16 protein-coding genes are annotated in these 16,304 nt (G+C 36.4%); 4 read left to right on the forward strand and 12 right to left on the reverse strand.

All coding sequences use genetic code 11. From position 1 onward, the window contains the following. Window positions 1-2: 2 nt before the first annotated feature. From BJL90_RS00505 to BJL90_RS00515, 3 genes are all read right to left on the reverse strand, one after another. Window positions 3-1,154 (reverse strand): uroporphyrinogen decarboxylase family protein, encoded by a 1,152-nt coding sequence (locus BJL90_RS00505; RefSeq protein ID WP_070963353.1) that lies wholly within the window; start codon window positions 1,152-1,154, stop codon window positions 3-5. Then, complete coding sequence (locus BJL90_RS00510; RefSeq protein WP_070963355.1) at window positions 1,155-1,805, reverse strand: cobalamin B12-binding domain-containing protein; 651 nt, start codon at window positions 1,803-1,805, stop codon at window positions 1,155-1,157. Window positions 1,806-2,418: 613 nt separating this feature from the next. Beyond that, window positions 2,419-2,781, reverse strand: a complete 363-nt coding sequence (locus BJL90_RS00515; protein WP_070963357.1) for a DUF2512 family protein — start codon at window positions 2,779-2,781, stop codon at window positions 2,419-2,421. A 274-nt stretch (window positions 2,782-3,055) separates the two neighbouring features. Between BJL90_RS00515 and BJL90_RS00520 the strand changes: the two genes are divergently transcribed. Next, on the forward strand, window positions 3,056-3,517 hold the full coding sequence (locus BJL90_RS00520) for a redoxin domain-containing protein (RefSeq protein ID WP_070963359.1): 462 nt from the start codon (window positions 3,056-3,058) through the stop codon (window positions 3,515-3,517). Between the two features lie 297 nt (window positions 3,518-3,814). Next, window positions 3,815-5,032: a DNA polymerase IV gene (locus BJL90_RS00525; RefSeq protein WP_070963361.1), complete on the forward strand. Its 1,218-nt coding sequence runs from the start codon at window positions 3,815-3,817 to the stop codon at window positions 5,030-5,032. A gap of 57 nt (window positions 5,033-5,089) precedes the next feature. Here the strand turns inward: BJL90_RS00525 and BJL90_RS00530 are convergent, their stop codons facing one another. Next, on the reverse strand, window positions 5,090-6,565 hold the full coding sequence (locus BJL90_RS00530) for a protein adenylyltransferase SelO (protein ID WP_070972858.1): 1,476 nt from the start codon (window positions 6,563-6,565) through the stop codon (window positions 5,090-5,092). A gap of 548 nt (window positions 6,566-7,113) precedes the next feature. Here BJL90_RS00530 and BJL90_RS00535 point away from each other — a divergent pair. Then, entirely contained in the window at window positions 7,114-7,323 is a 210-nt protein-coding gene (locus tag BJL90_RS00535; protein ID WP_070963363.1) for a hypothetical protein, read from the forward strand. Window positions 7,324-7,464: 141 nt separating this feature from the next. Here BJL90_RS00535 and BJL90_RS00540 read toward each other — a convergent pair whose 3' ends face one another. From BJL90_RS00540 to BJL90_RS21730, 7 genes are all read right to left on the reverse strand, one after another. Next, the gene (locus BJL90_RS00540) at window positions 7,465-7,725 is read right to left on the reverse strand and encodes a hypothetical protein (protein WP_070963365.1); all 261 of its coding nucleotides are present in this window, start codon (window positions 7,723-7,725) and stop codon (window positions 7,465-7,467) included. A gap of 83 nt (window positions 7,726-7,808) precedes the next feature. After that, complete coding sequence (locus tag BJL90_RS00545; protein ID WP_081562153.1) at window positions 7,809-9,158, reverse strand: FtsW/RodA/SpoVE family cell cycle protein; 1,350 nt, start codon at window positions 9,156-9,158, stop codon at window positions 7,809-7,811. Next, complete coding sequence (locus BJL90_RS00550) at window positions 9,142-9,480, reverse strand: PadR family transcriptional regulator (RefSeq protein WP_070963369.1); 339 nt, start codon at window positions 9,478-9,480, stop codon at window positions 9,142-9,144. The genes BJL90_RS00545 and BJL90_RS00550 overlap by 17 nt, the downstream gene beginning before the upstream one ends. A 110-nt stretch (window positions 9,481-9,590) precedes the next feature. After that, the gene (locus BJL90_RS00555) at window positions 9,591-11,567 is read right to left on the reverse strand and encodes an ATP-dependent DNA helicase (protein WP_070963371.1); all 1,977 of its coding nucleotides are present in this window, start codon (window positions 11,565-11,567) and stop codon (window positions 9,591-9,593) included. A gap of 261 nt (window positions 11,568-11,828) precedes the next feature. Then, window positions 11,829-12,149, reverse strand: a complete 321-nt coding sequence (locus tag BJL90_RS00560) for an AzlD domain-containing protein (protein WP_081562154.1) — start codon at window positions 12,147-12,149, stop codon at window positions 11,829-11,831. Beyond that, entirely contained in the window at window positions 12,139-12,879 is a 741-nt protein-coding gene (locus BJL90_RS00565; protein WP_070963373.1) for an AzlC family ABC transporter permease, read from the reverse strand. The genes BJL90_RS00560 and BJL90_RS00565 overlap by 11 nt, the downstream gene beginning before the upstream one ends. 14 nt (window positions 12,880-12,893) lie before the next feature. Beyond that, a complete protein-coding gene (locus tag BJL90_RS21730; RefSeq protein ID WP_236904996.1) occupies window positions 12,894-13,046 on the reverse strand; it encodes a hypothetical protein in 153 nt (50 codons plus the stop codon). An 85-nt stretch (window positions 13,047-13,131) separates the two neighbouring features. Between BJL90_RS21730 and BJL90_RS00570 the strand changes: the two genes are divergently transcribed. Then, the gene (locus BJL90_RS00570) at window positions 13,132-14,550 is read left to right on the forward strand and encodes an aminotransferase-like domain-containing protein (protein ID WP_070963374.1); all 1,419 of its coding nucleotides are present in this window, start codon (window positions 13,132-13,134) and stop codon (window positions 14,548-14,550) included. 131 nt (window positions 14,551-14,681) lie between these two features. On the opposite strand, the gene thrC is transcribed toward BJL90_RS00570, so the two are convergent. After that, entirely contained in the window at window positions 14,682-16,169 is a 1,488-nt protein-coding gene (gene thrC, locus BJL90_RS00575; protein ID WP_156778676.1) for a threonine synthase, read from the reverse strand. Between the last annotated feature and the right edge of the window lie 135 nt (window positions 16,170-16,304).

Raw genomic sequence — 16,304 nt, forward strand, 5'->3', positions numbered from 1 at the left:
CTTTAATAAACTGCATATTCTCTTACAAATTCATTTACAGCAATAATATTTTCAGGTTTTGCATCTCTTATATTTAAAGCCACCTTGTCAAAAGAGAAAACATAATTACCACCTGGTGCAAGAATATCAATCAGTTCTTTGGCTTTGTCAATACATTCTTGTTTTGTGCCCTGAGCTAATAAGGTTAATGGGTAAAGCCCAGAAATGATATGCTTCTTACCTACTTTTTCTTTGATCGTCTTTGGATCACCATATTCAAACATCATATGTGTTCCCTTAGGTAGTTCATTTAAGTAATCTAAAAACCTCGTCCAATCATGTTCAACAAATAGTAATACCCCTGCTCCAGCAGCCCATAATCCTTCAACCAATTTTTTAAAGGTAGGCCAATAGAATTTTTCAAAATCCTTTTCTCTCATATAGGGTGCCATATGAAGAGGGATAAATGTTTTCTTGCTAACAGATGAATGCGGCTTAACCCCAGCTTTTAACATCATAGGCAGTACTGCTTCACATGCTGCAAGTACCTTTTCTGGATACCTTCTTATGTCTGCACTAATACCACTAAAACTTCTAAACTGATCAGCAACTTGGTCAAAGGGTGCAATCGATTGACAAGCTATTCGCCCATCAGCCAGACCATATTTTGCATTCATCTCAGCATCGGCCGCAGCTATTTGTCCCATGATATCGAAAAAAGCTTTTTGTGCTTTAGCAAATACCATAGATCGTTTCGCTGGCGTTGTGTCTAAATTTGCATATAACCGTGGGAAGATTTTGTCATGCATAAACTTATAAGGATCTTTAATCATTTCATCATATTCTTCAGGATCCATGCCAGTAATTTCTGGGTGTTGAATTTGACCTGAAGAACTCATTATAAAGTTTTTTGCTCCCAATATGTTATATACTGGATATAGCCTTGTAAACGTGGCAGGATTGATATCAGATGCAAATGATTTTGCCCCAACTTCAATCATATCTTTAAATCCACCAACATCCCATTGTGCCTTTTTTAAATCAACCCCGGCATATTGCATAATATATGTTATATCCATCCAAGTATATACGGGTACCCTTTTAGGTATTTTTCCTTCATCAATATCTTGGAAAAGCTGGTTTCTTTCTTTTGCTTGTGCTAGCATATCCTTCATCTAATTCACCCACCCTTGACAGATTTTTACACCTTCTGCCGCATTGGTGGTAAAAGCATCTGCCCCAACATGCTCACAAGCCTCTTTGGTTACAGGGTTGCCACCAATAATAATTTTTACATCTTCCCTTAACCCTTCCTTTTTCATTTTATCTATAATGTTTTTCATAGAGTCAATGGCTAAAGTAAGTACGCCGCTCATTCCTACAATCTGAGGTTTTACATCTTTGATTTTTTGAACAAAGGCATCTGCTGATTTATCAATTCCAATATCATATACTTCAAAACCCGCTGCTTCTGACATGCTTCTGAAGATGTTTTTACCAATATCATGTAAATCTCCCTCTACCGTCCCAAGAACAATGGTACCTATCTTTTCCGTGCTACCTAAACCTATCACTGGCTTTAATGTTTCAATAGCACTTGCTAATAACTCTCCAGCAAAGATTAAATCACCTACAAAGTATTCACCTTTGTCAAACCAATCTCCTACAATTGCCATTCCTTGCTGACACGCATTTACTACCTTTTGCGCTTCTTCTTCACTTGGATTTTTTCCTACAAACTCATTTAATATTTTTAATACTTGGTCTTCGTCAAGCTCTCCGACTGCTTGGGTTAATGCATTTAAATCCATTGCTAAATCTGCCATTTTAATTTCCCCCTTTAACTTATAAAATATATTTTTTTCTTAACCATACATGCAGTTAAGTGTCGAAACAAAATTATTGAATACGATTTCAATTACTAGTTTTTTATACAGTGGTTATTGCTGTTTCTTTAATGATTTTATTTCATTTTTTTATAAGCATTAGCATATTTCCTAATTTCTATCTCTACCAATCAGCATCTCTATTGTAATTCTTAAGAAACCCAGTGTACATCTAGGTTATACCTGTATATACAGCGTAGATTAAAAAATAAAATCTTACTTTTTCTTGCAAGCCTAAGCATCAAGATAAATCAGATTCTTTAAATTTCATAGCATTTTTTGTTTATGAAAAGGTTTATTATGCTATTTTGCATATGCAATTGTAACCCTATACAGCTATTTTTTGAATAGTGTTTATATTTTAATAATAACATAAGCTATTCCTCATGGTCAATATTTTTTTGGCGACAATTACCAAAGGTTTTATAAATTCTATAATTTTATTCTAAAATCCCAATGTGAACTGAATATAAACCAGCAGCGCCAGTTAAGCCATAAATCATCTTAGAAAAACCAAAATAGGAAGACCATATCTTCCTATTTTTAGTAAGCCTTACTTTTCTTTTGGAGCCACTGTATCAGCTCGTTGCAGATACATATGAAAGAAAAATTCTACCACGCCCACGATTATTGCTAATCCTATCAATGTACCAAATGTAGTATTGAAGTCTCTTGTAAACATTGCTATCACATAGGCAACAACTGCTGCCATTACACCATCCCCTATAGAAGCTACAACGTTTCCTAGGTTTGGTAGAACCACTAAATCTCCTAATATATAATTTAATCCAGTACCTACTATTGCTACAATAATTACCCAGACCAATGGATTTCCATCCATAAAGCCTAAAGTCAACCATGCAGCAATAAAAGTCATTACAAGTTTAACTAATAGGGCTGTTGTTGTATTGCTCATTCCTCCAACTCCTTTTTATTTTCCTGCTATTTCTGATAATTACTTGAATTATATAATATTTTTTCTTCTTTTTTTGTTAATAGATTTCTAAAATAGTATTACTCTGATAATTGCTTATTATGTAATCAGCAGTTAATAAAAAAACGTCGAGGCCTTGATAAGATTTTTAAAATAGAAATTTTTTCTATCTCTTTTACTTTTTCAATACTATACTAAATTTCATAAAATTTGCAGATTTAGGACATGCTACATATAATGAGAGGAGACTAGAACAATGAAACTTATTGAAGTGGGTAGTGATGCACCGAATTTCACTGTAAAGGATAACCATGAGCAAAACATAAGTTTGTCAGACTATCGAGGCAAAAAAGTATTACTCTCCTGGCACCCTCTTGCTTGGACACCAGTTTGTACTGATCAGATGAGGGCATTAGAAACGAATTGGCAAACATTTCAGAAACTCAATACTATTCCCCTTGGATTTAGCGTTGATCCACCACCTTGTAAAAAAGCATGGGCAACAGCAATCCTAATGAATAACGTAAGCCTTCCTTCAGACTTTTGGCCCCATGGAAAAGTAGCACAAGAATATGGATTGTTTAATGAAACGCAGGGTATATCAGAACGAGCAAATATTATCATAGACGAAAAGGGTAAGATCAGGTGGGTAAAAATGTATTATTCTCAAGAGTTACCTGATATAAACGAAGTTATACAGATTTTATCGAATATGTAGAGAAAAGCCAGTTGCTACTAGGATATTTAATATACTAGTAGCATTATTCTATTTATAGGAATATAACGATTATCTTATTTTCAATTGAGCCTGTCTTGATTATATCTGTTGGATATATGTATTTTTTATAGTGTTCTCTATGTAGTTTGGGTGAAACCAAAGAAATCTTAAACAGAATGACGAATGCTTTAAACGCTAAAAAACCTCTTAAGAAAACTAGTTTGTAAACAAACCTCATCAAATGGTATAATTACACTGTGAAAGCGTATTATTTCTTCTGTGAAAGGATCATCCATTATGCAAAAAGTAATATTTCTTGTTGATATGAATGCTTTTTTTATTTCTTGCGAAATGACTAGAAACCCTGAACTTATAGGCGCTCCTGCAGCAGTAGCAGGGGATCCTAGAAAGCGTACTGGAATCATTTTAGCGGCTAACTATGAGGCAAGAAGCTTTGGTGTAAAAACTGCGATGGTACTCCATGAAGCTTTAAAACTTTGCCCTAATATGAAACTAATTCCTCCAGATCATTCTTTCTATACACAAAGATCAAGAGAAGTTATGCACCTTTTATCTTCCTACACCCCTGTTATTGAACAAAACAGCATCGATGAAGCTTGGTTAGATATGACAGGCTGTGAACGACTTTTAGGAAAACCGTTGGAATCGGCACAAAAGATTATGAATAACATCCGAGGTGAACTAGGTTTATGGTGTTCTATAGGAATATCTGAAAATAAGTTTCTTTCTAAAATGGCTTCTGATATGAAGAAGCCTTTAGGTATTACAACGCTTTGGAAAAAAGATATTGAGCATAAGCTATGGCCCCTTCCTGCTAAATCTATGTATGGTATTGGAAAGCAAACTGCTGAAAAGCTTTCCAGTATAGGCATTGAGACCATAGGCGACTTAGCTCTTTTCAACCAAGAATTTCTTATAAAAAAATTCGGAAAATTAGGTCTTGAACTTCATAAAAAAGCCAACGGAATAGATCCTTCACCTGTAGCACCTCATTCTGAAGACGAGGTAAAGTCCATCGGTAGATCTACTACCCTTTCAGAAGATTTATCTGACTTAGAAACTGCAACGGTAGTATTAATGCAGCTTGCCGATGAAGTAGGAATGACTGCACGCCAACACAATAAAAAGGGATGCACTGTACAAATAATCATTAAATATTCAAATTTCCAAGCTATAACCCGACAAATGACTATACCCGCTACTTATATAACAAAAGAAATCGTATCTGCCGGTATTCAACTTCTTAAACAACACTGGAAACCTTTCCCTCCTGTCCGACTACTTGGTATTAGTCTTAGCGGCTTTGATAAGGGCTGTAAATCAGATCAAATCTCACTATTTGATTTGCCTGATGTAAATCATTCCTCCCACAAAGAGGAAAGGCTTGAAAAAACTATGGATACCTTACGAAGTAAATATGGTATGTCTAAGATTAATAGAGCAACTTTAATAAAAACTGCTAAACAGCAAGTAAATCCCTCCATAAAAAACTAACCCCTCCTAAATTCTGTAGAATCTAGAAGGGGATTGTGCTTTTTAAACACTTCTATATCAAGTACCGCAAAAGGTTCGATAAGGACAACTTGATGGCGCAGGCAATACGGCGTATTCATCCTGCTCAGGGGCGTGGTCGTAGGGTCTTGAAAGAACATCAAGAAGCCGATGCATCACGCTGTAATCTCCTTGTTTCACCGCGGCTTCTAATGCCTCTTCTACCCGGTGATTGCGAGGAATGATGGCAGGATTACTATTCCGCATCAACATCTGGCAGGCGTCTTTAGATTCCCGTTGTCTGCCTAGTCTCGCCTGCCATAGTTCATGCCACTGAGCAAATTCTGTGGTACCAAACAAGGCTATATCCTCCTTCTTATCAAAAGTTAATGCACGGAAGGTATTAGTATAATCCACACCATGTTTTTCCATCATACTTAGGAGATCTTCAATAAGTGCTTCATCCTGTGGCTCTTCATTAAATATTCCCAGTTTTGCCCTCATTCCCGCCAACCAATTACTATGATACAACTCAGGAAAATCTGAAATCGCATCCTGAGCCAACTTGACAGCCTTCTCTTGATTAGCATCCAGCAGCGGCAGTAGGGTTTCAGCAAATCGTGCGAGATTCCATGCGGCAATATTCGACTGATTGCCATAGGCATATCGACCTTGAACATCAATGGAACTAAATACCGTTTCTGGATCATAGGTATCCATAAAAGCACAAGGGCCATAATCAATAGTTTCTCCACTAATGGTCATGTTATCGGTATTCATGACTCCGTGGATAAAACCAACTAACTGCCATTTAGCAATCAATGCGGCTTGACGCTTAATTACTTCCTGCAGTAATAAAAGGTATCGACGCTCATCAGTTGTAATATCCGAAAAATGACGTTTTATTGTATAATCAGCTAGCATCCGAAGTTCTTCAACTGTACCCCATTCTGCAGCGTATTGAAAGGTACCGATGCGCAGATGACTGGCAGCCACACGGGTCAGAATTGCACCGGGCAGTTCTGTTTCGCGGATGACTGACTCACCGGTTGTTACCACTGCTAAACTACGAGTAGTAGCAATACCAAGGGCTTGCATTGCTTCACTAATGATATATTCTCGAAGCATCGGTCCCAATGTCGCTCGACCATCACCCCGACGGGAATATGGTGTTCTACCTGAACCCTTGAGCTGAATATCCAATCGTTCACCTGAAGGCGTGATTTGTTCACCAATCAGCAGCGCTCGACCATCTCCTAACATCGTAAAATGTCCGAATTGATGCCCCGCATAAGCTTGGGCAAGCGGCGAAGCACCTTCAGGAATCTGATTCCCCGCAAACACAGCCACCCCATCATCGCTTTGCATCGCCTGAATATTTAATCCTAAAGATGTTGCTAACGAATGATTAAAAATCACCAACTTTGGTGAGGATACAGGCGTTGGATTGAAGCTGCTAAAAAATATCTTCGGCAGTCCAGCATAACTGTTATCTAAGTTCCATCCTGTTCCTATTGTTGTTTTTTCCTTTGTCATCGTATCTCCTTTTCTCCTTTCCTTCTTTTGTCTTTCTATATCTGAGTTTTTCCTTTTACACAAAATAAAATGAGACTTCATTCAGGGAAGTTTTTACTCCCACTGAATTTATAGCCGAATTTATTTCGAGGATGTAGTACTTAATCTCCCACTTGCATAAGTAGATAACCCAAATCTTTGATTTGGTGTTAGTCACTTAGTTTGTTCACCTAGAAGCGGGGGTCTTAGCAATACACGAAGGATAAAGCCTATAAGCATTCTATGAAATTTTTAGCTATCTATTTTCTATATCAATACAACCCCTTTTAGTGTCTACTTCTGCTGGCTTATTATACTCTTTTCACACAAAGACAATATTCTTTTTATAAATATCAGGCTTGTCTCTATAAAATGGGACTTAACACAGGGGAGTTTTTATTTCTTTTTTGTAAATTTTCATACGCTAGTAGATTGAATTATCCCATTGTTTAATTGCTTCTTGTATATTATAATATTGATTGACTATCGAATGTACATCATTATTTTAAGTAAGAAGGAGAATTACAACTATGTCTAATGTAGAAAAAGAGCAGAACACAAAAACTACTGAGAAAAAAAAGATGAGTCTACAGGAAGCTATGCGGCAGATGCTAGCATCCAAAAACCAAGAAAAGTCAAAGAGTAAGTTTCAATCTAATTCCTTCAATGCCAACACAAGTAAACAAAGTCAGCTATCAAAAAAGACAAGTAATCAACGCAGAAAAATGGGCAGTTCCTAGTAACTCTCAAGAATGAATGCTAACAGAAATCCCAGTCCGTAGGCTTTTTATCTACCTATAGGCTGGGATTTAATAGTATATAGATTTTGTCACTTGATTTAATATGCAATTTCTAATAGAGTTACCTTTAAACCGCTGTTTCTATATTCTTGGCTCTTTCATTCCTTCAGCTGGCATTTCCATACCCTCTGGCCGTTCCATATTCTCTGGAGATCTTCTCATACCTTCATTAGGCATCTCCCCTTCTGGCCACTGTCCTCTTCGACCTCCCATACCACCCATGCCGCCACCAGCTGTAACGCCAGATTCATTCACTTCAACGCTGACTTGTCCATTGGTCATGGTACCAGTCAACACATAACCACCACCTTTTGTAATAACCACATCCTCAAAAGATGTCATATTTACAACCAAGTTTTATCTATTTATATAAGCTTTTCCCTATTGCTATTTTATGCTTAGCTGACAAAAAGAAACTGTTCTCGTCAACTATGTATTATAATTAAATCCTTCCTGCGATATACACCTAGAAGCAGTCCTATTAAAGCCATATTTACAACAAAATTGGTACCTCCATAGGAGATAAAAGGTAAAGAAAAGCCTAATATAGGCGCCATTCCAATATTCATTAAAATATTTCCTAATGCTTGCAATGCAAATACAGCTACTATTGAACAGGCTAAATATCTACCATAGGAATGGTGAATTCTCCTTGTTGCCAAAAACATGCGGACTATGGCTAATGCAATAACTATAATCGTTAGTGCTCCCATGATCCATCCAAAGGCAGCCACAATATAAGCAAAAATATAATCTGTATTTGCTTCTGGTAATGCTATTCTATGAACCCCTTCAATCGTTGAATAGAGACTATCACTTTTTCCAAACAGTTTGGCACTGGATAGCATCTCATTTAAAAGGAAATTAATATACCCGTATCCATAGGGATCTAAGCTGGGATTCAAGAATACACGTAACCTGGCTGCCTTATAACCACCCTGTCTTAATATGCGAATCAGTAGTAGTAGTATTCCAGAAGTTGCACCTCCATAGATGGAGATTAAGACGCGCTTTCTATTTCCAACAAATTCTTTGCTCATAATTGCTATTGTAATGATAATGATAAATCCGCCGCTAAGCAGCATAGTACTTGAAAAAGAAGGTTGAACCAATACTATAAATACAGCTGAAAATGCACATCCTAATAGTTTTAACATATTTTTTATCTTTCCGGTAGCCCATCTGTTTACAAGTCCTGAAAAAGATATAAGAAAAAGTGGAAATGCTAAAGATACAGGATTAAAACTGAGCACTCCAATGCTTATATAGGGTACTCCATTCATGTGACGACCCAGTTTTCCGCTGATAAGTAAAAAAATAATGGTGGTTATAAAGATAAACAACGAATATTTCTCAAGCTTAGTATAATCAAAGAAATAGAAAACTGTGCATGCCACGATACCAATTGTTATGTAAACCAAATAGGATTTGAAAATTCGATTAAAGTTTAATAATGAAGCCTGATCATTGGCAAGAAAAAACAAGGTAACTCCTCCAATTAAGACCATGGCACCTAACAAGAATAAGATGGACCATTCAGTTTTAGGTCTATGGGTTTTGTTAAGCGCTTTTCCTATGAGAATAGGATCTCCCATTTGCTCTATCGATTTTTGTGCTGCTTCATCCTCCTTCATTCCATCTTCAATATATCTATCCATTAACTCATAGATATGTCCTTGTAATTCTTCAACAATATCTCCACATATCTTTTTATATTTTATCTGTTCACATACCCCAGCTAAAAAGTCAGAGATATATTTATTCAAAGCAAACACCTCCTATTACCTTGTTTACAGTGTTGCTATAGATTTCCCATTCTTTCTTCTTTTCCTCTAATAGTTTTCTACCCTTGCCTGTAATATGATAATATTTCCTTTTGCGGGATGAAGTGCTTTCTTCCCAATAGGCTTCAACCATCCCTTCACTTTCTAAGGAATGTAGGATTGGGTACATGGTACCTTCTTTTAAGGTAAAGGTTTTATTCGAACGCTTTTCAATTTCCTTCACCATCTGATATCCATACATATCCTCGCCACTTAGCAAATTAAGTATTAACATTGTAGTACTGCCCTTCATAAGATCTTTATCAATTTTCACAATTATACCTCCTTTATCTATGCATATATTATCTATGTATATCATAGATCGATTTAGGTAATTTGTCAAGACCCCTTATCAAATCCTACGTGCTGTTTTTAACGTAGGTTCTATTCTTTTATATTGCCTAGTAGATCTTCTATTGTTCTAATCTTGGCTCCGGGAGGGAGCGCACCCATAACAACTTTTTCCCAAGGAGCCCCTATTACAGGCTCCATGATAGCTACTGCCCCCTGATCATCCTTTGTCCTAATTAATCTACCACATCCTTGTTTTAGTTTAAGACCCATTTCAGGGTAATCTACTGTCGTCATTGGATCTAGTCCTTCTTTACTTGCCTCTTTACGTTGCACTTCAATTAAAGGGTCTAAAGAAGGAAAAGGGAGCTGCCAAACAATAAGAAGGGATAATGCTTCTCCTGGTACATCAATTCCCTCCCAAAAACTAGCACCAATCAATACAGATGACACTTCCTCCCGAAATTTTCGGACAAGGTATCCTCGCTCTCCTTTATCTTCCCATAAAATTTCAAAGGGTAGCTGATAGTCCTCAAATCCTTCTCTAATTTTTCCAACTTCATCTAAGGAATTAGTAAGAACTAGAGCGCTTCCGCCATTTAATTTCAGTAAAGATACTAATTGTTTAATGCCAAGGGAAAACCTAACATCTTCACAACCACCTGACAAGCACTGAGGCAAATAGACAACAACTTGTTTTTCAATATCAAAGGAACTTCCAACAGTAGAACTGGATGGTTTCTTTAATCCAAGCATTCTAGTAAAATAACTAAAATCACCTTCATTACTTAGCGTTGCAGAGGTAAACACCACAGGTAGTCCCTTTTGAAACAAATGTATATCTAGCATTTTACTTAAGTTTCTTGGAACCACCCAAAAGCTGCCATCCAGTCGGTCTATCCAACTGATGACATCCCTACTTTTATTCCTACAAAATTTCCCCAATGCCATTATTGCCTTTTCTATTTGAATTTCAAATGTCTGTAACAAACTTCCGGGTAGAGATTCTAGGTATAGCTCTTGTTCTATCTGTATCTCAAGAAGCAGCCGATCTAAAGCCTTATGGAGGACATCCGCTAATTCAAATAGAACATTATCTACTTGAAGTGCTAAGCGGTTGGAATATTCATCTGTAATCACACAACGATTAAGCCTTATAAAGAAGTCAGAAGAAGCTTGTTCCAAGGCAACCACAATTGAAATGAGAGATTCTCTAGCTCCTTGGATTTGCTCTAGGGTGAGGATCATGTTGTCTATACTTTCTTTAACAACTTGTTGTCCTGCCTGCATGGCTGCTGGAAGTATCACCTTGTGTCCCTCATCGAAAATGACTGCCGAATAACTAGGAAGAATAGGTAACTTACCATCATCAATGCGTTCATCCCGTGTCCATAGATCATGAAAAAAGATTTCATGATCAGCAATAATTAAGTCCTTGGCAGGCCGATAATGTTCCCTTGCTTTAACTAGTTTACAAAACCCACGACTAGAACATATATCACAGGACATAGATTCATTCCATCCAATCTGCTTCCATACAGGATCCGGTATCAGCGGCATTTCTGAACGTTCCCCCCGATTCGTTTCCTTTAACCATTGATGAATCTCATCAGACATTGTATTTGATTGATCTGCAAAAATGCCTCTAGATTCATTCACCCGTACATCACAGATATACTGGCGTGGGTCCTTTGCCATCCGTGCGTCTATCTCTAGTCCAAGTATTTGAGAAAGCATCTGAATATCTCCTTTAGGCCCTGCAAGCTGTTCTTGAAGTGCTGCCGAGGCACATGCAATCACCACAGGTTTCCCACTGAAGCGAGCATAGGCAATTGCTGTCAATAAGTAAGCGAATGTCTTGCCTGTGCCAAGTCCAGCTTCAGCTAAATGAACTTTTTTATTGCAGACTGCATCTGCCAGTTGAAATGCAGTAAATATTTGTTCCTCCCGAACCTCATATCCGTGTTTTGGCAGGATATCATAAAAAACTTCGCCAATCCATTCCGTTAATTTTATTGAAAATTCTTCTTTTTTATTGTAATCAAAGAGTGCTTTTTGTCTTGTTGTCATGTTTGCTCCCTCCAGATTTGCTATACGAATTTTATCAAAGACCGTAAGACATCATTCCATCCCTTAGAAGGATAGAATCATTGTATCCATTCTTAATTAGATTTGACACTAAAAAAAGAACCTTTTATTTAAGGTTCTTTCAATATTGTGTCCCCAAAAGTGATGTCTTATTAAGGCTACTGGCCATAACCTTTTTTGATGCTGTCTAAAATACTATAAATCCAATCCCACATATATATTTTCCAATCCTAACGACCTTTTTTATAAAATATACATAAGTATTCCAACAGTACAGATACCGGTTATAACCGTCACCAGCATGTTTTTTGAAATATGTGCTGATAAAATTGTAATCACTGAAGCGATGATATACTTATTATTAAAGGAAATATCAATATTGCCTTCTTTGATAAAAATAGCTGGAACAATTAAAGAGGTCAATACTGCAGGGGCAATAAAGCTCATGAATTTCGTCAATTTCGGAGAGATTTCTCCTTTGCCGGAAATAATCATTAAGGGGAAACGTGTGCAATATGTGGCAAGCCCGGCACCCAGTATGATTAATATCATTTTAATGCTCACAATCAGCACCTCCCTTCATCAAATCCTCTTTTACATCTTTCATCGGTAACTCAGATGCTAGATATCCTGTCAAGCTTGCTAATATTCCCGCGATGATTATATACCACTTACCGGGGAGCAATTGGCTTCCGGTGATGGAAACAACGGCTGAAGCTACTACTGTAACAACAGTTGGAAAATCTTTTATCATAGGTACAATCATACCTATAAATGCAGCCACAAAAGCGAAATCAAAAATATAATTCAGCTGACTTGAAATGATGTTACCAAAAAAGTAGCCGGTAATCCCCGCCGATCCCCAGAATACATAAATGTTCAAACCGCTTCCAAGGAAATAATGACCACTAGCTCTGCCGGTCTGGAAATGGCTGTATGTTACAGCATAGCTTTCATCTGTCATAAAAAAAGAATTGATCATTTTCATCTTGTTGGATTCATGTTTTAGATAGGGTGATATGGAGGCTGCCAGCAAAAAATGTCTCAGGTTAATGATAAGGACAGTTATTATTACCGACAACGGGTTACTCCCAATTGCCACCATCTGTACAGCAGTCATCTGGGCAGCTCCTGCAAAAACAAATGCAGACATGGCTATCGTCTCAAATATTGAAAGTCCAGCTTTAGATGCCATCACCCCATAAACGACTCCATAAATAGAAGTACTTATCCCTAGAGGAATCGTATCCATAAAACCTTTCATCAATTCTTTAATTTTTTGTTCCGTTTTCATTGTTATCACATCCTTTATTTTATCTGAATATCAGCAACAGCATATAGCGTTGCTGATCCACTGATTTTTACGCTATCTCCACAATATTTACAGTATAATGTTCCTCCTCGTTTTGAGAGCTGTCTTGCTACCGTTTCATTATTAATCTCTCCTTTATTTACATACAATCTATGTTTAAAGCAAATTTTATCATTGTCTTTGTATGCTTTCAATGGTAAAATTGTATGCAATACAATTTTAGGAGGTTTTGTGATGCCAGTAAATTCTTTTGAAAATTACCCAATGACCTGGAAGCCTAATAAAGACCAGCTTACAACGCCACTATACCTTTCTATTGCAAATTTATTAGAATACGATATTATCAATGGTTATCTTGCCCCCAACACAAAACTACCACCTCAGCGAGAGCTGGCAGATTATCTGGACATCAACCTTAGCACTATAACAAGGGCATTTAAAATTTGCGAATTAAAGGGATTAATTTATGCTAAAACTGGGAAAGGAACTTTTGTTGCACCAAATGCAGGTACAACAATTACAATCGTTGATAGTGAAGTAGAAAAAAACTACATAGAAATGGGACTTATTAAACCTTTTGATCAGTTTAACCTTCTTGTCGTAGAAACAGCAAAAAGCATTTTGGCTAAAGGATATTTGGAAAAGTTGTTAGACTATAGCCACCCTTTAGGCACCCCCTACCATAAAATGTCTGCTGGAAAATGGTTGAAAAAATACAATATGGATGCAGATATTGAAAACATCGCCATCACCTCTGGTGCTCAGAACTCCGTCACTCTGACCTTAATTTCTCTTTTTCACTCCGGAGATAAGATTGCGGTTGACATGTATACCTATCCCAATTTTATCGCATTAGCCAATATGCTAAATATTCAATTGATTCCTATAAAGGGAGACCCCCTTGGAATGAAACCTGAGGAGCTAGATGCACAGTGTAAATTAAATAACATACAAGGTATCTACCTGACACCTTCTTGCAATAATCCAACGGCAATTTTAATGAATATGGAACGTAGACAGGAAATTGCAAGCGTTATAAAAAAGAATAACCTTATCTTAATAGAGGACGACATTTATGCTTTTCTTGCTCCACAAAATTATCTTCCTATCACTTGTTTTGCACCTGAACAATCTATTTATATCAGCAGTGTCTCAAAGTCTTTGTGTTCAGGAATGCGAGTAGCCTTTATGTTCTACCCTAAAAAATATTCGTCAAACATCATCCGTGGAATTTATAATATAAATGTAAAAACCTCTGCACTAAATATAGAGATTATTGCAGAAATAATTAATACTGGAATGGCGGACAAAATAGTTGAAGAGAAGATATCCATTGCAAAAGAAAGAAACGAAATTTATAAAAAATATTTTCAAATTGAAAACCCAAATGAAAATCCCATCAGTTTTTTTCGCTGGCTTCCGTTGCGTCAAAAATTTAATGCAAATCAATTTGAAAAAAACGCTTTAGCACAGGGCATTAAGATTTATCATTCAAATCGCTTTTTAGTTGGAAATTATGAGGAAAAACAATTTTTACGTGTATCTCTTTCCTCTATGGCTGATTCTAATGAATTAGAAAAGGGATTAGACATATTAAAAAATATCTTGCTTGAACCAAAGGATAAATCAAATATAAATTCATTGATCATATAGAAATTTAGACGGACGTCCTCCATCATTTATTGATATATGCATTATAATTACTCCACTTATAGGTTTCTATTCTTTCTGCTATTTCTAAAAAGATAACTCCAACTTATCATTGGAGTTATCTTTTTACATTCTTAGATATGAAGCATTTCTTTTATGGTGGCTTTCATATCCTGTTTTTCACATACAGTTCTATGTAAAATCTCTTTTTTATCCAGATCCTTTATTGGTGTTGGAATTTGTAGTCCTGTATGCTCCGATAAAACTTTAATCAACTCAAATTCATCTTTTCCCTCATTTGTTTCTGATAAAGCACCAATCACACTTTTTGTGAATTTATAGGGGCTTGCGGTAGATACAATCACTGTTTTGCTTGTATCCTTGGTCTCTTCCTTGTATTGTTCATACACCTTATAGGCAACCGCCGTATGGGTATCCATTACATATTTTGATTCATTGTATACCCTCTTAATGGTTTCTAGGGTTTGCTCATCTGTTGTATAGCCACCATAAAAACCCTTCAAGTTTTCCTTCATTTTAGGGGTTATCTCATATTTATTTTCTGTCTCTAACTGTCCCATGATTCTATTGATCAAGCCTTCGTCTCCCTCACTCAGTTCATATAATAATCTTTCTAGATTACTTGAAATCAAGATATCCATGGATGGGGAATTCGTAATAATAAACTTCCTATTAATATCATATATCCCACTGTTAATAAAGTCATACAAGACATTGTTTTCATTAGAAGCGCATATTAGTTTGTTGATGGGCAAGCCCATTTTTTTTGCATAATATCCCGCCAATATATTTCCAAAATTGCCAGTAGGCACTACAAAGTTGATTGTTTCCCCTTCCTTTATTTCCCCTCTTTTGAGTAATTGGCCATAGGTATAAACATAATAAACCACTTGAGGAACCAGTCTTCCTATATTAATAGAATTAGCCGAGGAAAAAATATGATTACTTTCATTCATTTCCCTATTGAAGGCACCATCATTGAATATTTCCTTTACCCCTCTTTGAGCGTCATCAAAGTTTCCTTTTATGGCTATCGTGTGGGTATTTTTCCCTTCTTGGGTGGTCATCTGCCTTTTTTGAATCTCACTAACTCCTTTTTCAGGATAAAATATAATGACTTCTGTATTCTCTACATCTGCAAATCCTTCTAGTGCAGCTTTTCCTGTATCTCCGGAGGTTGCCGCAAGAATTACAATTTTTTTATTTTCTCCCATTTTTTTTGCAGCGGTGGTTAATAGATGGGGAAGTATGGACAGGGCCATATCTTTAAAAGCTAGAGTCTTCCCATGATATAATTCTAAGAAATATACATCCTTTTCTTTTGCTAAAGGGGCTATTTCCGATGTCTCAAACTTTTCATCATAAGCTTTTTCAATAGCATCTTTTAACTCTTGCTCTGTATAGTCTTCTAAATATTTTTTTAGAATGTAAAAAGCAACTTCTTTGTAGTCCATTTCTGCAATTTCACTTAATTTGACGTCAAGCGTAGGAAAATCCACCGGTACATATAGACCTTTATCTCCAGCCAACCCTTGTAAAATAGCTTGTGCCGATCCTATACTTTCAGCATTTCCTCTCGTACTTTTATACTTAATTGTCATTTGTTTCTCACCCCATATTTTTTATTGATATTATTTTTACCTTATAGTATATCATCTAACGCCTTAATCTACTATATAAATTATTTTTTACTAAAGCTAAATTATTGTACAATATATAGATACTATAGATGCGCG

Source organism: Clostridium formicaceticum (assembly GCF_001854185.1).
GTDB lineage: Bacteria > Bacillota > Clostridia > Peptostreptococcales > Natronincolaceae > Andreesenella > Andreesenella formicacetica.